At 37.5% G+C, this 21805-nt stretch carries 20 protein-coding genes; 16 read left to right on the forward strand and 4 right to left on the reverse strand.

Features of this window, described 5'->3' with window-relative positions; translation table 11 throughout:
* Positions 1–194 precede the first annotated feature (194 nt).
* The 3 genes from HL290_RS02920 (at position 195) to HL290_RS02930 (ending at position 3243) form a co-directional block, all read left to right on the forward strand.
* The gene (locus HL290_RS02920) at positions 195–1907 is read left to right on the forward strand and encodes an AAA family ATPase (RefSeq protein WP_003652381.1); all 1713 of its coding nucleotides are present in this window, start codon (positions 195–197) and stop codon (positions 1905–1907) included.
* Positions 1908–1950: 43 nt separating this feature from the next.
* Positions 1951–2310, forward strand: coding sequence for a 5-carboxymethyl-2-hydroxymuconate Delta-isomerase (locus tag HL290_RS02925; RefSeq protein WP_198077661.1), 360 nt, complete (start codon positions 1951–1953; stop codon positions 2308–2310).
* Positions 2311–2391: 81 nt separating this feature from the next.
* Positions 2392–3243 (forward strand): AraC family transcriptional regulator, encoded by an 852-nt coding sequence (locus HL290_RS02930; protein WP_198496374.1) that lies wholly within the window; start codon positions 2392–2394, stop codon positions 3241–3243.
* A gap of 32 nt (positions 3244–3275) precedes the next feature.
* On the opposite strand, the gene thiM is transcribed toward HL290_RS02930, so the two are convergent.
* From thiM to HL290_RS02945, 3 genes are all read right to left on the reverse strand, one after another.
* Positions 3276–4103, reverse strand: coding sequence for a hydroxyethylthiazole kinase (gene thiM, locus HL290_RS02935; protein ID WP_198495540.1), 828 nt, complete (start codon positions 4101–4103; stop codon positions 3276–3278).
* Between the two features lie 35 nt (positions 4104–4138).
* A complete protein-coding gene (locus HL290_RS02940; RefSeq protein WP_005039760.1) occupies positions 4139–5296 on the reverse strand; it encodes a hypothetical protein in 1158 nt (385 codons plus the stop codon).
* Positions 5297–5447: 151 nt separating this feature from the next.
* Positions 5448–5705 carry a hypothetical protein gene (locus HL290_RS02945; RefSeq protein ID WP_004643236.1) on the reverse strand — a complete coding sequence of 86 codons (258 nt, stop codon included), beginning with the start codon at positions 5703–5705 and terminating at the stop codon, positions 5448–5450.
* A gap of 318 nt (positions 5706–6023) precedes the next feature.
* Here HL290_RS02945 and pepN point away from each other — a divergent pair, with 318 nt between their 5' ends.
* The 11 genes from pepN (at position 6024) to HL290_RS03000 (ending at position 19255) form a co-directional block, all read left to right on the forward strand.
* Positions 6024–8630 carry an aminopeptidase N gene (gene pepN / locus HL290_RS02950; protein WP_198495541.1) on the forward strand — a complete coding sequence of 869 codons (2607 nt, stop codon included), beginning with the start codon at positions 6024–6026 and terminating at the stop codon, positions 8628–8630.
* Positions 8631–9219: 589 nt separating this feature from the next.
* Entirely contained in the window at positions 9220–9756 is a 537-nt protein-coding gene (locus HL290_RS02955; RefSeq protein WP_198495542.1) for a spore coat U domain-containing protein, read from the forward strand.
* 74 nt (positions 9757–9830) lie between these two features.
* On the forward strand, positions 9831–10538 hold the full coding sequence (locus tag HL290_RS02960) for a molecular chaperone (RefSeq protein ID WP_198495543.1): 708 nt from the start codon (positions 9831–9833) through the stop codon (positions 10536–10538).
* A 9-nt stretch (positions 10539–10547) separates the two neighbouring features.
* Complete coding sequence (locus tag HL290_RS02965; protein WP_198495544.1) at positions 10548–13007, forward strand: fimbria/pilus outer membrane usher protein; 2460 nt, start codon at positions 10548–10550, stop codon at positions 13005–13007.
* Positions 12998–14017, forward strand: coding sequence for a spore coat U domain-containing protein (locus tag HL290_RS02970; RefSeq protein WP_198495545.1), 1020 nt, complete (start codon positions 12998–13000; stop codon positions 14015–14017). The genes HL290_RS02965 and HL290_RS02970 overlap by 10 nt, the downstream gene beginning before the upstream one ends.
* A 229-nt stretch (positions 14018–14246) precedes the next feature.
* Positions 14247–14933: a glutathione S-transferase family protein gene (locus HL290_RS02975; protein WP_198495546.1), complete on the forward strand. Its 687-nt coding sequence runs from the start codon at positions 14247–14249 to the stop codon at positions 14931–14933.
* A 7-nt stretch (positions 14934–14940) separates the two neighbouring features.
* Positions 14941–15702, forward strand: a complete 762-nt coding sequence (locus HL290_RS02980; protein ID WP_198495547.1) for an SDR family NAD(P)-dependent oxidoreductase — start codon at positions 14941–14943, stop codon at positions 15700–15702.
* Between the two features lie 9 nt (positions 15703–15711).
* The gene (locus HL290_RS02985; protein WP_198495548.1) at positions 15712–16395 is read left to right on the forward strand and encodes an SDR family NAD(P)-dependent oxidoreductase; all 684 of its coding nucleotides are present in this window, start codon (positions 15712–15714) and stop codon (positions 16393–16395) included.
* A gap of 77 nt (positions 16396–16472) precedes the next feature.
* Complete coding sequence (locus HL290_RS02990) at positions 16473–17030, forward strand: chorismate mutase (RefSeq protein ID WP_198495549.1); 558 nt, start codon at positions 16473–16475, stop codon at positions 17028–17030.
* A gap of 49 nt (positions 17031–17079) precedes the next feature.
* Positions 17080–18093 carry a hypothetical protein gene (locus HL290_RS02995; protein WP_198495550.1) on the forward strand — a complete coding sequence of 338 codons (1014 nt, stop codon included), beginning with the start codon at positions 17080–17082 and terminating at the stop codon, positions 18091–18093.
* A 610-nt stretch (positions 18094–18703) separates the two neighbouring features.
* Positions 18704–19255 carry a TetR/AcrR family transcriptional regulator gene (locus HL290_RS03000; RefSeq protein ID WP_198495551.1) on the forward strand — a complete coding sequence of 184 codons (552 nt, stop codon included), beginning with the start codon at positions 18704–18706 and terminating at the stop codon, positions 19253–19255.
* 135 nt (positions 19256–19390) lie between these two features.
* On the opposite strand, the gene HL290_RS03005 is transcribed toward HL290_RS03000, so the two are convergent.
* Positions 19391–20806, reverse strand: a complete 1416-nt coding sequence (locus HL290_RS03005; RefSeq protein WP_198495552.1) for a PLP-dependent aminotransferase family protein — start codon at positions 20804–20806, stop codon at positions 19391–19393.
* A gap of 141 nt (positions 20807–20947) precedes the next feature.
* On the opposite strand from HL290_RS03005, the gene HL290_RS03010 reads away from it, so the two are divergent.
* Positions 20948–21322 (forward strand): cupin domain-containing protein, encoded by a 375-nt coding sequence (locus tag HL290_RS03010; RefSeq protein WP_198495553.1) that lies wholly within the window; start codon positions 20948–20950, stop codon positions 21320–21322.
* A gap of 23 nt (positions 21323–21345) precedes the next feature.
* Entirely contained in the window at positions 21346–21699 is a 354-nt protein-coding gene (locus HL290_RS03015; protein ID WP_265091535.1) for a carboxymuconolactone decarboxylase family protein, read from the forward strand.
* Positions 21700–21805: the final 106 nt, after the last annotated feature.

Raw genomic sequence — 21805 nt, forward strand, 5'->3', positions numbered from 1 at the left:
ATTACAGGTGAGCCTCACCATGGCCTTAGTATTGTGATATGCAGATTATTTTCCTACCTACCAAAAACCTACCAAATATTATTTTAATGTTAATTATTGATTTATATTGATTTTACAGAAATTCTAGCTCATTCATTTAATTTTTTCGGGAAAGTCGTTAAGCTATGGGCTGTTGAAGATGTACTTATGAGATTATGAAACAGGAAACTGCGCTTAAACTGCTTAAAGCAGGTGAAAATGTCTTTTTAACCGGTTCGGCTGGTGCAGGGAAAACCTATACACTCAATCAGTACATCCAATACTTAAAAGCACGTAAAGTGCCTGTGGCGATTACGGCATCTACAGGTATTGCTGCAACGCATATGAACGGCATGACGATTCATACATGGGCAGGCATCGGGATTAAAGATCAGTTAACTGACGATGACCTAAAACGTATGAAAGAGCGTAAATATCTCAAGGAACACCTTGAAAATGCGCAAGTTCTCGTCATCGATGAAATTTCGATGTTACATGCAAAACAGCTTAATCTGGTGAATCAGGTTTTAAAATATTTTAAAGAAAGCGATGAGGCATTTGGCGGTATCCAAGTCATTGTTGCCGGAGATTTCTTTCAGTTGCCACCAGTTGGACGTAATAGTGAAGCCAACCGTGACAAGTTCTGTTTTATGTCTGATGCATGGGTTGAAGCTAAATTTCGCGTATGTTATTTAACAGAACAACATCGCCAAGATGATGAAATTCTAAATCAGATTTTAAATGCTATTCGTGCGCAAAATATTCAATCAGATCATTTACACGCATTACGTCAATCACGCTCCCATGATATTGGTGAGACCTTTACTCGCCTCTATACGCACAATATGGATGTCGACAATATCAATTATCAGCACTTAAATGAAATTGATAATGAAGGGCATCAATTCAATGCGGTTTTAGATGGTAATGAAAAACTGGTAGAAACTTTAAAATCTTCGGTACGTGCACCAGAAGAACTCACCTTAAAGAAACATGCAAAAGTCATGTTTGTAAAAAACAACTTTGATATGGGATATATCAACGGGAGTTTAGGTGAAGTCATTGGTTTTGAAGAAGATGATGAAAATGGTTTGCTACCAAAGGTGAAATTGACCGATGGCACGACATTGCTGGTTGCGCCTGAAACTTGGTCAGTTGAAAATGATGCAGGTAAAGTGATTGCCAGTTTCCAGCAAATTCCACTTCGTTTGGCATGGGCGATTACCATTCATAAAAGCCAAGGGATGACCTTAGAAGCTGCTGAAATTAACCTCATGAACACCTTTGAAAAAGGTCAGGGTTATGTCGCGCTCTCGCGTCTGAAATCTTTAACTGGGTTAAAGTTATTAGGGATTAACGAGCAAGCTTTAGAGTTAGATAGCTTGGCTGTGAAAGCCGATCGTCGTTTCCAAGAGCTTTCTAAAGAAGCTGAAGTTAATTTTGCTGATGTAGATTTAACTGCTCAGCACAAAGCATTTATTCGTCATTGTGGCGGAACTTTAAATGAAACCGAGATTTCTCGTAATGAGAAAAAACTCACAAAAGGTGCGAAACAAAATTATGCCTCGGCAACTCTAGACGAAACACGTGCGTTGTTTGAAGAAGGCTATGAGATTGAAGATATTGCCCATGAACGTGGCCTTACCCCAGCGACAATCATTAACCATTTGGCCCGACTGCATAAAGAACAAAAACTGGATATTTCGGTTGCCCATCCTGGGGAAGAAGTGGTGGAAGAAATCCGAAAAATTTATAAGAAACTGAAAAAGCGCCAAAATCCAGATCATTTTTCTGATGATGGTTCGATCAAACTACGACCGATCGTTGAAGCAACCAGCCCTCGAATGGGATATGATCAGGTTCGATTAGCTTTATTATTTATTGAGTAAAGTTTAATTAGCTTAATTACTTATTACATAAATTGAGGTGGCTATGCCGCACATTGTAGTTGATTATTCAGATAACTTAACTGGATTAAATGCAAAACAATTACTTGAAGAAATTAATACAACGCTCATTAAAACAGAGTTGTTTAGCCCAGAAGACATTAAAAGCCGTGCGCGTAAAGATGATGTTTTCCTAATTGGTTTGGGACTAGAACAGGCTTATATTCATGTAAAAGTTTATATTTTGTCGGGAAGAAATGCAGAGCAAAAACAACTGATGGGTGATCAGTTGTTAGCGGCACTCAGCAATAAAAATTATCTACAACAAGAGTTTAATAAAGAAATTCAATTGTGTGTTGAACTTGTTGATATGCCAAAAGAAGATTATTTTAAGCAAGTTGTATAATTTTAAAAAGCGCAATTTCGATCAAGAATAGAGATCAGCACTATGTAAAAGTAGTGCTATCGAATGAACAGACATAAATGTATGGCTGTATATACACAAAAGCTGCAACTGGTTTGCGATTATATTCAAAGACATTTAGATGAAGATTTAGATGTTGATCGATTGAGCCAGATTGCAGCCTTATCCAAATTTCATTTTCATCGTATTTTTGCCGTTCATATTGGTTTAAATGTGATGAAGTTTATTCAACTTTCTCGTTTAAAGCGGGCCTCTTTTCAATTGGCTTTTGAACCCGATCTCAAAATTATTGAGATTGCATTACAAGCAGGGTTTGACAGTCCAGAGGCATTTACTCGTGCATTTAAGCGTTCATTTGATCAAACTCCTCGGGCTTTTAGAGATAAACCGGACTGGGAATCTTGGCACCAGAAGTTTGTTTTTACACTTCCGAAAAGTGAGCTAAAAGTGAATGTAAATATTGTTGAGCGTCCTGCCCAAAAGATTGCGTATCTGTCGCATCTGGGAAGTCCAGATAAAGTTTTTGAAACTGCTGCACGTTTTATTGCTTGGCGTAAAGAAACGGGTTTATCACCTGTGACTAAATCAAGAACGTATGGCATTCCTTTTTCTGACCCAGAACAGACGCCATCAGACGCGTTTAGGTTTGACATTGCAGGGTCAATTGAAACGGCTGTACCTGAAAATATTTATGGCGTACAAACAGGGGAAATTCCTGCTGGACGTTACGCGACCGTAAGACATTTGGGTAGCCATGACCAGATTAAAGAGAGCGTGTATTACATTTTTAAAAACTGGTTACCTGAGCAGCCTGAAGAAGCTGGAGATTATCCAGTTTTCTTTCATTATCATAACTTTGTGCATGATGTGAAAGAATGTGATCTTATTACAGATATCTATTTACTTTTAAAATAGTCTGTTACCCACAAAGGCATAACTTCTTGTGGTTATGCCTTTAAGCCAAACAGCTTGATATTTGCATATTGCTCAATCAGGTTGGCATCTAACATATGAATATAGTCCATAAAAATGGTACTAAAACTTCCCATGGTTTGTGCCTGATTGGATGCAAGTTTACCCGCAATTGCAAAATGTATATGAGCTGAAAGCGCTGCAATGGTTGGAGACGTTACCGCACTATATGCAGCGATTAACGCACCCAAAGCACATCCTGTTGCTGTAATTTTAGGTTGTAAGGGGCTGCCGCCGTTAATTTGGATAACGACATCTAGTTCTTTAGACAGAATGTAATCTGACTCGCCTGAAATTGCGATACAGTTTGTATGTACTAATAGCGCGTAAGCCTGTCGATAGACATCATCACTACTAAGGGTACTATCTACACCTTTAGATTGAACCTGATTACCTGCAAGCGTACTGATTTCTGAAGCATTACCACGAATAACGCTTGGCTTAAATTGCAAAAGCTCGTCTGTCATTTGACTACGCCAAGCTAAAATTGGTCCATAACCTACCGGATCAAGTACCCATGGAATATCATTTAGCTGAGCTGTTTTAGCTGAGATCTGCATGGCTTGCATTTGCTCAGTGGTGGGTGTACCTAAATTAATGCTTAAGGCCGATGATATTTTGGTAAAGCTTTCTGCTTCGTAAGGATTATCAATCATCGCAGGCGAGGCACCAGACGCGAGTAATACATTGGCCGTATAGTTTGCAGCAACGCTATTGGTAATACATTGTACAAGAGGCGTTTTGGCTTGCATGTTCTGCCAAGCTTCAATGACCTGTTCAATCAAACTAGATGTCGATGTCATATTATTATCCCTAGTAAGCCAAAGTGATTATAAATTTAGTGGGTAAAATAGTGGTCTTGATGCTTACATTTTTGGCAAATCAAAGAAACATAATCTGCTGCATCATAGTCAACGGTTAAATCATTTGAGCCACAATACATACAACGTTTGACAGAATAAAAGTTTAAGCGTGGTTCAATTTTTCGCCATGCTTTCCATACAGGTTGCACAAATATCTGTTCGTCGTAACCCAAGAAACGATTAAGCAAAATATAACTCATTTTACTGTAAGGAATATTGTGAGGACGGGGGAGCATAGAGGTTTCCCACTTTTCGGTCACGGCTCTTTCGCGATACTGTTCTAAAGTCTTCTTTAATAGATTGGTATTAATAAACTTATCATTGCGAGGCTGTAAAACTTTTTGTTTATACAGATATTCGAGTGCAGTTTGTACCAGATAATAAATCTGCCCAATTGCGAGTGAATCCATTAAACGATAGCAAAAGCTTTGAAAATTTGAATTCCCGGCAATTTGGATACCCCAAGTTCGGCAGTAGAACTGCATGAACTGGATAATTTCTTGATAGAGCACCTGAAAAAGTACGTCTTTAACTTCATCTGCACTACGAAAAGGAATGCCGAAACTTAAATTTTCATAAAACCAATTACGTAATTGTTGAGCCACACTAAATAAACTTGGATCGCTGTAGCCATCTAAACGAATATTTAAGTGAAAACATTGTGGGTCATCAGTTTGGTCATTTGCATTCAAAATGCCATCTTTATGCAACTGTTTAATTAAATAGCTCTGAAACATCCAGTTAGGTGTGATGTGATGGTATTTAATTTTGTCCCAATGAATATATTCATCATGAGCGATTTCTTCACGGGCATAGTCGTCTAGGAGACTTAGCAAGAAAAGTTTATGTAAGAAGCTGAGCTGTTCGAGACTGCGTTGTGGCTGCTCTTTTGACTTAAATTGGCGTTGTTCTTGTAGACGTGTTTGTTGTAAAAGCTTTTTCCGTTGTTTTGTGCATGTATCACAGTGGCAAGTCATTCTTTGATCTTTAAATAGACGGTGCTGACAATGACTGCATTCATGGAATTGAATGTCTTGTTCAAATTGCTCGGCATCTACCCAGTACATTGAAGCTTGGCAGAGAGGACAATGGCTACTTTCATCTAGCTGTTTCTGTAGAATTTGTAAGGCCATTTTGCTCCGAACATAAAATAAAAATGATGGGGCTATTATACACAGCCACGCTGTAGATGGCGGAGATTGCCAATTTCGTTTGTTGCTAAAATAGAAAAACCTAAAATCTATGTTTCGATTTTAGGTTTTCATAGTGGGCTAAAAAGTTGAATTAAACAGGGCACGGCAAGCTCTCATCATTTTGGCCAAGCTTTTTGGCCTTAATAAGAGCCTGTACTTTTTTACTTGGTAATTTCAATTTCCCTAACGCATCGTAAGTATTAACAATAGAAGTAACCTCCTGAGTTGTAATAGAAATACCTTCCGCAGATAAGAACACCGCAATCACATGGTGATCGAGTCCTGCTGCTGATAGATCATGAATAGCTTTAATGTTCTCTAGTCGATGAAAATGTGCTTTAAATTCCATGCTGACACCTCTTGTTCTAATTTAGATACCCATATTGGTATATTTAATTAGGCAAGAACCATGCCCAAAATGTAAGCTGACTCTAAAAAATGTTAAAAGCTAAAGGTGTTTTATTTTTATTGTATAGATTGCTTATATAAACAACGATTATCGTAAATTTGGTCTAATCTGTGCTAATAAAACAGGATTCTAATTTGAAATGTATAAATGAAGTCCCATTAATTTTATAAAGGTAAGCAAATACAGTATGTATGACTTGGCGTATGATATTTCATGACGACTCATACTACCGTTTAGACGAGTATATAAGGAATAAAGATGAATATTGCGGCGCAGCCTCCAGTTCAGGCAGATCAGACAGTTTATTTAAAAGATTATCAAAAACCTGCGTTCTTGGTTGAATCAATTAATCTTGATATCCAAGTATATGATGATAAAACAATTATTGATTCGACATTAGTGATGAAGCGTCAAACTGCTGGAGATCTGGTGTTATTAGGCCGTGACCTAGAATTACAGTCTGTTCAGTTAAATGGACAAATTCTCACTCCTGCACAATATTCACTCGATAGTGAACAACTGGTGATCACTAATGCACCAGATGAAGTCATTTTACAAACGCAAGTCATTATTCATCCTGAAACGAATACTCAATTAGAAGGCTTATATAAAGCAGATGACTTGTTTGTAACGCAGAACGAACCTGAAGGTTTCCGTAAAATCACATTCTATCCAGACCGTCCAGATGTACTTTCTGTCTTTACGACACGTGTAGAAGCAGACAAAAAATACCCAGTATTACTTGCCAATGGTAATTTGCTTGAAACAGGTGAGGTTGGTGAAAACCGCCACTTTGCAATCTGGCAAGACCCGACTAAAAAACCGAGCTATTTATTTGCTTGTGTCATTGGGGATTTAGCTGTTCTTAAAGATCGTTATACGACTTCGGAAGGGCGTGATGTTGCTTTAGAAATCTATGCAATTGAGAAAGATATTCCAAAATGTCATATCGCGATGGAAGCATTAAAGCATTCTATGCGTTGGGATGAAGAACACTACGGCCGTGCTTATGACCTAGACAACTATATGATTGTTGCTGTTAGCCAGTTCAACATGGGTGCCATGGAAAATAAAGGTTTAAACATCTTTAATACTTCGTGTGTGCTTGCTGATGAAGAGTATACGACTGATGCTGCGATTATGCGTGTACAGTCTGTGATTGCTCATGAATATTTCCATAACTGGACAGGTAACCGTATTACTTGTCGTGATTGGTTCCAGCTCTGCTTAAAAGAAGGCTTAACGGTATTCCGCGATCAGTCATTCTCTGAAGATTTACAATCTGCTGCGGTTCAACGTATTGATGATGTAGCTGTGCTGAAATCACATCAATTCCCTGAAGATGCAGGTCCATTATCGCACCCGCCGCGTCCAGATCACTTTGTGGAAATTAATAACTTCTATACGGCGACTGTCTATGAAAAAGGTGCGGAAATTAACCGCATGATGTCGACCTTGTTAGGTAAAGAAAAATACCGTCAAGGGACCGATGAATACTTCCGCCGTCATGATGGACAAGCCGTGACTGTAGAAGACTGGGTTGCTGCATTAACTGCGGGTTCAGGTGTCGATTTATCTGCATTCTTAACTTGGTATAACCAACCAGGTACGCCAAAGCTTGAAGCAAAAGGAGAATATGATGCAGCAGCGCAAACTTACCGTTTAAGCTTTAAACAAAGCCTAAAAGCACATCCTAAGTATCCAAATTTAAAAGCTGTTCCGATTCCTGTGGCATTAGCACTATTTAATGCTAAAACAGGTGAGCAATATACATTGCATAGTGAAAGCTTGTTTGTAAACGATGTTAAAGATGGCGTGTATTTGTTTGACCAAGATGAGGCAACCATTGAGTTTACAGGCGTGACTGAACAACCAGTTGTGTCACTACTCCGTAATTTCTCTGCACCAGTCAATCTTGTATTTAATTATACTGATGAAGAATTAGCATTCTTAATTCAGCACGAAACGAATGGCTTTAACCAATGGCAAGCAACGCAAACTTTGCTTGAACGTATTTTGCTAGAAGACCATTCTGCGGATGCATACATTCAGGCAATTCAAAGTACTTTGCCTGAGTTAGTCGGTCGCGACCCGCTATTGGCATCGCGTTTGTTTGATGTACCAAGCGAAGGTTATTTGGGTAGTCGTATAGATCAGGACTATGCACCAGCCGATATTCATGTAAAACGTGAAGCATTGCTCAATCGTTTGGCACAAGAGTTGGGTTCATTCTGGAAAGATACTTACCTTACACTTGATCCTGATCTGCAAAAAGAATTTTCTTTGGCAATGGGTGTGCGTGCGTTAAAGAACATTATGCTCATGATGATGGCTCGTCAGGGTGATCAAACCGCATTTGAACTTGCGCATGTGCAATACCAAAACACAGGTAATATGTCTGAACGCTTAGGGGCGCTACGTGTACTGGTTTGGCAAAATGCACCTCAAGCTCAAGATGTACTTGCTGATTTCTATGACCGTTTTAAAGATGAAGCTTTATCTTTAGATCAGTGGTTTATGATTCAGGCTGCAAACCCAAATACGACAACTGAAACAATTGAATACCTTACTCAACATCCAGATTATGATTTAACAACTCCAAACCGTATTCGTGCGGTGAGTGGAGGATTATCAAATAATCCTGAAAACACGTGGGGCTTTGGTGTAGCTCACTTTATTAACCTTGCACAATATCTTGACGAGAAGAACCCAATTTTAGGTTCACGACTCTTACAGGTATTGTCACGTTGGTACACTTTGGCAGAACCTCAGCGGACTCAAGTGCAACAGGCTTTGCAAGCATTGCAGCCTAAAGTGAAATCGAAAAATGTCTCTGAAACTTTAAATAGTATGTTGAGTGTTTAATTAAACTTAAATATAAGAAATAAAGGTCTCGTAAGAGGCCTTTATTTTTATATGTCTCTATAGCGATTTAACGCTTAAAAGAAATAAAACTTTCCTTATAGTGATTCATCTTTAGCTCTACTGTTCATCATTTTACTTTTATTTAAATTATAATCTTTGATAGTTTATTTGAAATTTATCTTTAAGTAATCATATACAATCAAAATTTAAGAGAGCAATAATATAAAAATAAAGTAAGTAACTCTATATTTAGCATTTAGTTTCATAAAATTAGCTAAATTTTTGACATATTTATTTAAATTTTACTTAATAAATTTTGTGAAGTTTTTATTTAAATTATTTAAATCAATGGGTTAGTTTTTTGGTGTGTTAATTTTTGTATCTATGGAGTTGGTTTGAGTAATTATATTTTGTTAATTAGAAATTAAAATAATAATAAGATCATGCATTTTAATTGTTTTTATGTATGATGTTAAAAAATAGGGTAAAAAAATAAACTTTAAAAGGAGCAGTCAAATAAAAAATGATTGTAAGAATAAGTGCTAAATTTTTTATATCTATTAGTTTTAACAATTTAATTTAAAAGGTTTTGACTATGAAAAAGACTTTTTTTCATTTATCAGTAATTGCTATAGCATTATTTTCTCTCAATTCAGCAAATGCAGCTACAGCAACGGGTACATTAACTGTTAAGGCAACAGTAACGAATAGTTGTGTATTGAATACTTCCGCTACAGGTACAACAGCGAATGCAGTTTTAGACTTTGGGACGTTAAGTTCTCTTGCTAGCAACGTTGATGCAGACACCACAACGACAGGTGGTACCTCAATCAAAGTCCTTTGTAACAACACTGTGCCGTGGACCTTGGCTTTCGATGCTGGGCAAAATGCTCAGACGACTCAACGTCGTATGATTGGTGGTGCAACAAGCAACGAATATATTCCTTATAATCTCTACTCAGATTCGGGGCATGCCACAGCAATCGGTATTGCAACGACTGCCTATAGTGGAACTGGTAGTGGTGCAGTACAAACAGTGAATGTATATGGCCGTATTCCTGCTGGTTCAACGCTGCCGAGTGCGGGTAGCTATCTTGATACAGTCACAATAACAGTAACTTATTAATTTTTATAAATTATAAATATTGTTAGCCCTTTTGAAAGGGCTAACACATTAAAAAAGTTATATTTGAGTAAATCATGAAAAAAAATATCTTTATTATTACGGGATTATTCTTATCTTTATCATCTAACAATATTAACGCCGCTACAATTCGTCTTTCGCCTGTGAATGTAGAAATATTAAGTAATCAGAGTGCTGCTTCAATTAGTTTATTTAATCAATCGAATGAAAGTAGTGATTTGCAGATTCGTGTATTTGAATGGACTCAGAAAAATGGACAGGATCAGTTAACACCTACAGATGAAATCGCAATTAGCCCGCCATTTTTAAAATTACAGTCTAATGATTCTTATAACTTGCGTGTAGTTAGAGTTAATCCAGCACCAGTTTCTGGTGAAAAAACGTATCGCATTATTATTGATGAACTACCAAAACCGATTGATAGCCGTAAAGCAGCTCAAGGGGTTAACGTACTTTTACGCTCGTCATTGCCTGTATTTGTAGTAAATAAAGACGCGATTACTCAATTGAATTGGAAAATTGATGTTAATCAGGAGGTACCTTCCTTAAATATTAGCAATATTGGAAACAGGCATGCACTTTTAAATGACTTAGCGCTTGTGGATACCACAGCGAATAAAAGCTATCCCATTAAAGTAAATACGGTAAATGGTTATATTCTTGCAGAACAGGCACGAAGCTACTCTATTAATAATTTTACATATCAGCCAAATCATAAATACAGCGTTTCTCTGACAGTTAATGGTAAGAAAACCACACTTTAAGAGGCTTCTATGAAATACATTATAGGTGTCTTATGTGTTGCATATCTTCCTGTGTATTCTTTTGCTGAGCAACTCCAAGATAATACGAACACTCCAATTCCCAGTGTTCCTAAATCTATAGATAGCAATAATAAATATGTACAGGTGAATACCAATGGAGAGGAACAATATCTTAATTTTACTCAGCTTTTTTTAATTATTTCTATTAATTCAAATGCCGCTGAAGACTTGGTTGCCGTGAAGCAATCTAAGGATGGAAAGCTATATATTCGCTCTGGTGCCTTAAAAACTTTAAGAGTGAAAATGGATGAGCATGTTGCTGATAGCCAATGGGTGTGTATTAACGAGTTAAAAGGAATCCAGTTTAAATATCTAGAGAATGAACAATCTCTAAACTTACAAGTTCCGTCCAGCATGTTGACAGGCTATGCAGTTGACTTAAATGGTCAACAGCTCACAAGCCCTCATTTACTAAAAATGAAACCCTTAAACGCTGCCATTTTGAACTATAGCCTCTATCACACCATGACCAATGACGAGAATGTTTTCTCCGGTTCGGCAGAAGGGATTTTTAACAGTGCAATAGGTAACTTTTCATCAGGCGTTTTATATAACGGCAGTAATGAAACTAGTTATAACCATGAAAAGTGGGTGCGCTTAGAGAGTAAATGGCAGTATGTAGACCCTGAAAAGATCAGGATATATACCTTAGGGGACTTTATTGCCAATAGTTCTGATTGGGGAAGTAGCGTACGTCTGGCTGGTTTCCAGTGGTCGAGTGCCTATACTCAACGAGGAGATATTGTCACTTCGGCATTACCACAATTTTCCGGCTCGGCTGCACTGCCTTCGACATTAGATTTATATGTTAACCAGCAAAAGATTTATTCAGGACTTGTGCCTTCAGGTCCGTTTGATATTAAGCAGCTCCCGTTTATTTCGGGTAATGAAGTCACGCTTGTGACCACTGATGCGACGGGTCAGCAGAGCATTACCAAACAGGCTTATTATTTTTCATCTAAAATTTTAGCAAAAGGCATTAATGAATTCTCAGTAGATGTTGGGGTTCCTCGTTATAACTATGGGCTATATTCAAATGATTATGATGATGCCACCTTTGCTTCGGGTGCGATTCGATACGGCTACAGTAACTCGCTGACCTTAAGTGGTGGTGCAGAAGCTTCTACAGATGGGCTATCAAATCTGGGCACTGGTTTTGCCAAGAACCTGTTTGGTTTTGGGGTAATTAATGCCGACATTGCAGCGAGCCAATATAAAGATGAAAACGGTTATTCTGCCTTGGTTGGTTTAGAAGGACTGATTAGTAAGAATATTTCGTTTAATACCAGTTACCGCAAAGTATTTGATAACTACTTTGACCTTGCCCGCGTGTCTCAAATTCGATATTTAAAAGATAACCAGACCAATGCTGAACCCAAAAACTATCTGAGCTACAGCGCACTGGCAGATGAGATTTTTAGGGCAGGGATGAGCTATAACTTTTACGAAGGATATAGCGCCTATCTGGGTTATAACCAGATCAAATTTAACGATAACTCTTACAAGTTAGTATCTGCCAATTTAAGTGGAAGCCTGAACAAGAACTGGGGATTTTATAGCTCAGCGTATAAAGATTATGAAAATCACAAAGACTATGGCATTTACTTTGCGCTGCGTTATACACCATCTACTAGAATCAATGCGATTACAAGTGTATCTAGTGATAGCGGCAGGTTGAGTTACCGTCAAGAAATATTTGGTTTATCAGAACCCCAAATCGGCTCATTTGGATGGGGCGGCTATGTTGAGCGCGATCAGGATGCCAATCAAAACAATGCATCTATCTATGCTTCTTACCGTGCTCGGGCAGCCTACCTGACAGGTCGATATAACCGCATTGGGGATAATGACCAAGTTGCAGTTTCAGCGACAGGATCGTTGGTTGCGGCAGCAGGACGGATTTTTGCAGCCAATGAAATTGGTGACGGCTACGCGGTCGTGACCAATGCTGGACCGCAAAGTCAGATTATAAATGGCGGGGTAAATTTAGGCGTAACCGATAATTCTGGAAGATTTCTGATTCCTAGTCTAATGCCATATAAAGAGAATCATATTTATTTAGATCCGTCGTATCTTCCTTTAAATTGGAGCGTTAAATCTACAGATCAGAAAACAGTGGTAGGTTATCGCCAAGGTGGTCTTATTGATTTTGGCGCTCATCAGGTCATTTCAGGGTTAGTAAAACTTGTTGACCAGAATAATTCACCTTTATTACCGGGTTATACGGTTCGAATTAATGGGCAACAAGATGGGGTAGTTGGCTACGACGGTGAAGTATTTATTCAAAACCTATTAAAACAAAACAAGCTTGAAGTCGATCTTCTGGATCATGGCTCATGCCAAGTTGACTTCACATATAACAGTAATCAGTACTCAACTAAAAAATTGGGACCTTATGTATGTCATTAAATATTATGAATAAGGCTCAAATAGAGAGCTGTAAGAAATTTTCATTGGCTTTAAAATACTTTATAGGCATTTGCTTATTTTATCTCGTTTATGCTTTTTTTAGCCCAGCACATGCTGCTTGTACAGTAAGCGGAACTACCAATAGTACTTTTACCTACACGGCAGCAAATATTAATAGTGATGCAACTGTAAACCTTTCAGGCACAATTACTTGCACGAATTTAGGACTTCCCCAAATTTCTAATTTCATGTGTATGAAAACCGTATTTACAGGAGCAACCACTGCGAATAATAGTGTGACTTTACCATATACGGTCACTGCAACTGTAGGTGGAGCTGGGTCTTCTACCACCAACCAAACCTCCAATGTGTGGTATGGTCCAGTAGCAACAGTGGCATCAAATAATATTGTGAGTTACTCGGTAAATGTGAAAGTACCAGCTCGAACGGGGTCACTCATTGCATATCCTAAAGGAACATATACGGCTTCGGTTCGGTTGTATTGGGATATGGATCTTTTGGGTTTATCATGCGGTGATTTAATTGGTGGCTGGGATTCAGGTGATACATTACTAACAGCGAACTTTGTGGTACCAAGTATGTGCCAATTAAACTCAACCTCAACTGTAGATTTCGGCAATATTAATGATATTAGTACGACTAAGCAGGATTACACAGCGCAAGGAGCTGTAAATTCGACCTGTAATTTTGGAACGCCATATAGCATTTATTTAGGGGATGGCAATAACCGTATAAGCGGTGGATTTAGGCGTATGACCAATGGCAATAATGAATTTATTCCCTATCAGTTATATAAAGATTCTAACTATAGTACGGTGTGGGATGCTACAGGAGGCGTAACCAATGTTGGAGGGGCAGGAGGAGTCTCAAAAACTGGTACAGGTAGCGCTCAAACTACTCCAGTGTATGGAAAAATTCCGCAAAGTACTTCCATTGCAAGTACACCAGGTAATTATTCTGATAGTGTTGTTGTTACAGTGACTTATTAATTTATCAAATATACGCGGTTCTATTTTAGTAAAAATGGTTCCGCATAATTTTAATTATATTCATTAAAACTGGCTGAGCATAAAACGATATAAATCAAATTATTTTAGTTTTTTGAAACTTGTCCGTCATCAAAAACGGTTTGACTTAAAAATACATACTGTATATTTATTGATTAGTTCTAAAAAAGAACTAGAAAGCAAAACAGGCAATTAAAATAAAGGTAAATCAATGTCGGATATTATTTTGCATCAATGGGAGATTTCCCCATTTTGTCAGAAAGTTTCAAGAATTTTGAAATTTAAAGGAATTTCATTTGAAACAGTTAACTATAACGGCATTTTGGGGGCTAAAGTTCCTTTACTGAGTAAAGTGGGCAAGGTGCCTGTAATTGACCATAATGGTCAGCGTATTCAAGATAGTACTCGAATTGCTCGTTATCTGGATGAAACTTACCCAGATACGCCTCGGCTCTATCCAGAAGATCCAAATCAAAAGGCTCTTGCAGAGTTATGGGAAGACTGGGCAGATGAGTCTCTCTATTTTTATGAAGTCTATTTACGAGTCAATGATTCAGAAGCCCTAGCTGAAGCAATTCGTATTAGCAGTATTGGTCGCCCAGCGTATGAAAAGCCAATGGTAAAAGGATTTATTTTAGCTGAATTGAAAACACAGCTTTTCTTTCAGGGTTTAGGCCGAATGAAAGCTGAGCATGTTGAAGAAGAGTTCAGAAGACACTTAGGCCGCATTGAACAAGTCTTATCACAAAGTGAGTGGTTGGTTGGAGACTCTCAGACAATTGCTGACATTGCTGTTGTCGCTCAACTAGGTGAAGTGATTCGCACAAGCAAAAAGTTTCGTAAAGAAATTTTGGATCGTCCGTCTATTGCATTATGGTATAAAAAACAAACAGGGTGAAACGATTATGGCATTAGCAACACCAGATAAAATATTAGATTGTGTAGTTGTTATTGGCGTTGGGGCATCACAAGGTATTGGTGCAGCTGTGTGCCATCGTTTTGCAAAAGAAGGCTTAAAAGTCTATGTCGCTGGGCGTACTTTCCAAAAAATTGAAGCAGTGGCTGCCGAAATCCATTCGAAAAGTGGTGACGCTGTCGCATTTCGTTTAGATGCAGAAGATGTAAAGCAAGTACAAGCTTTGTTTGACACAATCACCAGTCAAAATGAGCGCATTACTGCTGTAATTCATAATGTGGGAGGGAATATTCCTTCAATATTTTTACGCAGTCCATTATCGTTTTTTACTCAAATGTGGCAATCCACTTTTTTATCGGCGTATTTAGTTTCTCAAAGCTGTCTAAAAATCTTTAAAGATCAAAACCACGGTACGCTTATTTTTACTGGGGCGAGTGCTTCTTTGCGCGGAAAGCCTTTTTTTGCAGCTTTTACGATGGGTAAATCTGCCTTGCGAGCTTATGCACTAAATTTAGCTCAAATCTATAAATCACAAGGCATACATATTGCTCATGTGATTATTGATGGAATGGTCGATGGCGATAGAGTGAATAAAGCATTATTTGGCCTAGGGCGTTTAGCCCGTCTTACGCGTGGAACGGGTGGGCTCAATATTGATGCAATTGCAGAAAACTATTGGATGCTTTACCAACAAATGCCTGAGCTTTGGACACATGAGTTGGATTTACGCCCTTATCAAGAAAAATTTTGAGAGACTAAAATGCTAAAAAAAATATGTCAGAGATTTCAAAAAAAGCAGGGCTGTGTTGTCGTTGCTGGTCATGACTTACACTTGATCGAGCGTGACTTTGTAATCCTAGATAAAAATGCACATTCTCCATTACATCTTTATCAAGTTGTGCATGATTCAGCCGTACAGAATATGCAAGCCCATTCTATAAATGATGGCGTAACAGCAGTTCATTTGAACTTGGTAAATGCTGATCATTTAAAAAGCTTGTTGAGTTATATTTCCAGTCACAGACATACAATTGAACTGTGTGTGTTTCAGCCGAACTTTTCATCTTCGCCAAATATTGAGGCTTTATCTTTAGAAGAGATTGAACACCATTGGCAGACCACAGGTTTAAGTGCAGTGAGTGTAGCGCAAGCTGTGATTAAGCCTATGCTAAAACAACAGCGGGGCACAGTTATTTTTCTTGGAGCGCCATTTAGCAACCCGACTCATTATGATGTATTAAGCCAAAGCATGTTTGCGGGCATTCGCGCTTTATCTCAGTCATTGGCAAGAGAGTTTCAACCTAAAGGCATTCATATCACCTATTGTATGGTTGAGAAATGGAATGGACAAAACCAGCACTTTATTTCATCTGTAAAGCAAGTGTGCCAACACATCTATCAGCAGCCTGATTCGGCATGGAGCCAAGAACTTAGCCTATCTTGAAATTTTACTTTCGTATGTTGTTAAAATACAGTACTGATCTGGAATGATGACAAAACAATAATTTCGATAGGTATTACATGGTAAAAATTAAGCGTGTTCAGCAAGCTGTTAAAGCGATTTGTACGTTGGCAGTTTTCATGGGCTTTTCTTCATTAGCGCAAGCATATCAATATGATCAGACTGCCCGTTTAATTAACGAGCGCTTATCTTATATGAAGGATGTAGCGGGTTATAAAGCAGAGCAGCATTTGCCGATTGAAGATTTAAATCAAGAAAAGAAAGTTCTCGATCAATCTGTTTCCGAAGCTGAATCTTTTGGTTTAAATAGCGAAACAGTGAAGCCATTTATTGTGACTCAAATGAATGTTGCTAAGGCAATTCAGTACCGATATCGAGCAGACTGGTTATCGAGTCCGGAAACCAATTGGAAGCCCCAAGATTTAGCAGAAGTACGTTTAAAAATTAGTACGCTAAATACTGAGCTTTTAAAAAATATTGCCTATGAACTTAAGAAAAATAATAACAAAGCACCTCATAGCTGTGGCTACATGTGGTCTGTTCAGCATCCTCAACTTAAAGAAGCAGATAAGAAAGCTCTATGTACAACATTAAATAAAATTAAATTAAAAGAATGAATTTATTTAAGATAATTAAAGAATTGAATTTGTTATCAGGAGAGGTTTTATGAAAAAAGCTTCCTCAATATCTTTTCTTCTTAAGAAGAGGTATTTACTGATACTTTTGTTAGTTGCAATCTTTGGTTATGGCAAATATCACAATTACAAAGAAAAGATTTTATTTAAAGAATATTATTTACATCCACCATTGTATAGAGAGATTTGGCCATCTGAATTTGACCCTAATGGAGTCATATTAGATATTCCAGCAAATTATCTTATGGATGCAACTGCTATTTCTGAATCTTCACGAAAGAAAGATCTGGAATTCAGAGAAAAGCAAAGATATGAGAGCGGCAAGGCCTTATGTGATAGATTTCAATGTACTGAACTTTTTCAAGTTCTTTTACCTGAGTACAAAGGAAAAACATTAGAAAATTTACATATTTTTAATCCTGAATCAGTAAGAGCTGATTATGAAATACCTAAGGACTGGCAAGAGTTTCATAAGTATGTAATTTGGTTTTCCTTAAATAGCTGGATATATAAGAACATAAATGCTAGTGCCGCAGAAATTAAAATGGGTATAAATTTAAGTTCAGTGTTTCATCCGAAGAAGTATTTTGAAACGCCAAAATTAATTAAATATATACAAACTAAACCAGCTCTAGAATTAGGCTTAACAGAAGTGGTATCACTAGATCCTAATTTACCAGGCGGGTTCTATAAAGTTCTTGTTTATAAGGATTGGCGAAAGAAATATCCTGATGATGTAACAGAGGATTATAATCATTATAAGATTTATTTTAAAAAAGACGCTGATGGAAATATAGTCTCTTATATTAGTTGTAGTACTTTTGCTCGAACTTATTTATTAAGTAAACCAGATCCTGAACAGGCTATTCTAGAGGACTATGCTAAACCAAATCAGCAATACTATTGTAGTCATACTTTTAATGTGAAGGGACTGCCGATGAGTATTACCGCACATTACAGTGATATGCATTTAGCTGATTGGCAGAATATAGAAAATAATTTAACTCGGCTTATACAGTCATTTCATGTTAAAGAGACTAAGTAAGTTTCAATATTTAAAGTTCTTGTTATTTAAAGAGCTTTTTTATATCTAATGTTTTGATTCTTTCTTTTTGAACATTGACACTCAAAACCTCTACGATTATTCTTTGCCTGCTGGCCACATTGCCAGTCGGTTTTAGCAGACCGTTTTCATCTAGGACATCAGAAAAGCAATTTTTTGGTGTCGAACTCGTTCGTCTCCCTTCGTAGCGGTAGGACGGAGGAGGGACGCCTTCGGGCGTGCCGGTTCCTAGATGACTGGTCTGCTAACCCTTCTTCGTTCTGCCACCATAATCATTTAGCAGTGATCTGGTAGAACTTCTATTTCATCTAGGAGTCCGCTATGCGTACTAATTCTTCTTATTTCTTGGCCTTTGCCAAATTCTCTCTATTCATACCATTTAAACAGTTTTTAAAACGGTTTAATCGACTCTAGGTTTTCTACACCTTTAGATCATTACGACTAAAAAATCATAGCAACAATAAAACCTGAGATAGGCGAACACACCACTTTTGTGTCGTTTTCGCATGCCTGTTTTTAGCGCTCATTTTAAGAGTGACGGTATTTCTATCTCTTTTATATACAACAAAAAATTATTTTAAACGGTATGTCTATGCCAAATTTAGAAGCTTCATTTAGAGCACTACAAGTGCTCCACGCGGCAAAAGATTTATTTAATCAACATGGGTTTTACATTGGTATCGACCGAATTATTAGTGAAGCCAAAATTCCAAAAGCCACTTTTTATAATTACTTTCACTCTAAAGAAAAACTGGTTGAGATGTCTCTGACTTTTCAAAAAGACGCATTAAAACATGAGGTGTTGTCTATTATTCATTCGTACCAAGAACTTATGGTTTTCGATAAGTTAAAGAAAATCTACTTTTTACATGCAAACTTAAACGGCTTTTATCGGTTGCCATTTAAAGCGATTTTTGAAATTGAAAAGCTTTATCCAGCGGCCTATAAACTCGTCATTGACTACCGAAATTGGTTCATTAACGAAATTTATAAGCTACTTTTAACCGTAAAAGTTACAGCCAAAGTTGAAGATGCTTACATGTTTTTATTTGTGATTGATGGGGCAATGGTTCAACTTTTAAGTGCAAATAAGATCGATGAAAGAGATAAGTTATTAGAATATTTTATGTCGATGCTTGTTTAGGTTGATTAATACTCTAGTGTTTAATGCCTTTAGAAAAGCCCTCAGAAGAGGGCTTTTTGTTCAATTTGATTTAGCTTTAAAAGTCAAAAGATGTTTGTAGATAGAAAGTATGAGAAGACGGGACCATTAATAGCTCTATGACTGAACTTTATTTTGTTCGATGATTTGCACTAACTGTTCACATGACTGATTTACTTTTGATAAAGGTGAGGTTGCAACACCTAACATTAAACCTGAAACAGCATTTTTAGGGTCTTGGTACCAAAGTGATAATGGAGAGGGAGCCAGATTGAAAGCTAATGCTTCTTTCACAATTTTTTGATCAGATAAAGAGGGCGGTAAATTAATGAGTACGGATAAGCCAGCAGTATAGGTTTGCAGATTAAATCGTTTTAAACACTTAATTAATTCATCGCGCTGAGTACTATAAGTTCTTTTTGTTCGTCTTAAATGTCTTAAAAAATGACCTTCATGCATAAACTCTTGAATTGAAAGTTGTAAAGATGGAGATGGAGCCGGTACTAAAGTTGCTGTCGTTTCTGCAAAGTGATTAATCATGTGAAAAGGTACAACCGCAAATCCAATCCGTAATTTGGGGCTAATTGTTTTACTAAAGCTTCCTAAGTGAATAACTCTTCCAGCAGTATCTAATGAAAATAAAGCGGGTGCTGCTCGCCCATCTAATTGTAATTCTCCTAAATAATCATCTTCAATAATCCAGCTTCCATTCTGGTTAGCCCAATCAAGTAACTTTAATCGTCTGGTCAAAGAAAGTGACATTCCTAAAGGTGCTTGCTGTCCCGGTGTGACTAATGCAAGGGAGGCATCTGGTACATTTTTCATTGCGAACTCTACATCTATCCCATCTTTATCAACGGGAATTGGACATATTTCCAGTCTTCCAACTTTAAGTGCATGTTTAGAGAAAGGGAAACCGGGATCTTCAACCCATGCCTTTTTTCCTCCTAATCCTAAAACATGTAATGTAAGGCCCAGCCCACCAGAGAAACCAGAAGTGATAAATACTTGGTCAGGAATACATTGAATGCCCCTTGATAGAGCTAAATAAGCAGCAATTTCTCGACGAAGACCATGTTCACCCCGAGCGTCTGGATAGCTAGGCCACCCACTAGATTCATTGCGAACAGATTTTGATCTGATTTTTGAAAATAACTTTGCTGGAAAGATTTCTTTTGAGGGGACGCCTAATTGAAAAATGCCCTGCACAGTTGTCATATCTAAATACATCTGTGTAAACGAACTATTTTTATAGTCATCTTGAATAGAGGGTGGCTTAACTGCTTGGTAGGCAACACGTGTACCTTGTGATCTGGACGCAATGATAAATTGACCATCGGAAAGTCTTTCGTATGCAACTTTTACGGTACCTCTAGAAACACCAAGTTGACTGGCTAAATCGATCCATGAGGGTAGACGATCACCTAGTTGTAGCGTTCCAGAAATAATGGCTTGTTCAATCCCAAGGCGTATTTGTTCGGCTAACGGAATCTTTAATTTGCGATCTAAATTAATTTTGAGCCGCTGGGACATTCGTGGTACAGCCTTTTAAAGCATTTTTGGTTCATGAATTTATACTACGGATCTATAAAATAAAAACAACTTCCTATCTGTATGTAGGTTTAATTTGAAATGAAAATAATCAAAAGCAGATTCTTTTTAGGTATAGGTCTAATGCTTGCGAGTATTGCACCATCTATGGCACATGAGCCAGTGGAAAAAGTTACGCCTAATTTTGAACATGCAATTTCTAATATACCGGGCAAGTCTCTTATCGCTTTAGAGGTGGATTATCCGCCTGGTGGCGCTTCTATTCCTCATACTCATGCGAAATCATCTTTTATATATGCCTATGTGGTTGAGGGTAGCATTGAGTCTAAAGTGAATAATGAGAAGCCAAAAATTTATCAGGCAGGTCAGAGTTGGTTTGAAGAGCCAGGAGCAGTTCATTCTATTAGTCGCAATGTAAGTAAGACTAAACCAGCAAAGCTATTGGCAGTATTTGTTGTAGATACTGACGATAAAGAATTAGTTACCCCAGTAAAATAATTGAAAGTAAACAGGTGTCTATTATGGTTCAACGTATTGATTATAATCAGGTCGCTCCAGCAGGTGTTAAAGCTCTAGGTGGTGTCTATAGCTACGTAATGCAAAGCGGTTTGGCAGCAGAGCTAGTTGAATTGGTTTATCTACGCATATCGCAAATTAATAACTGTGCATATTGTTTAGACATGCATACGAGAGATTTAATCAAGAAAGGCGTAGCAATTGAAAAACTAGCTTTAGTTCAGGCTTGGCAAGAAGGTGGTCATCTATTTAATGAAAGGGAGAGAGCTGCTTTAGCTTGGGCTGAATCAGTAACTAAAGTCTCTACAACCGGAGTACCTGATGATGTTTATCAACTTACCCATTCTGTATTTGATTAAAAAGAACTGGTTGATTTAACGATAGCTATTAGTTTGATGAATGCATATAACCGTATGGCGATTAGTTTTAGAAATACTCCACAAGCAGCAAAATAATATTCAAAAA

Source organism: Acinetobacter sp. AC1-2 (assembly GCF_016124155.1).
GTDB classification, from domain to species: domain Bacteria; phylum Pseudomonadota; class Gammaproteobacteria; order Pseudomonadales; family Moraxellaceae; genus Acinetobacter; species Acinetobacter calcoaceticus.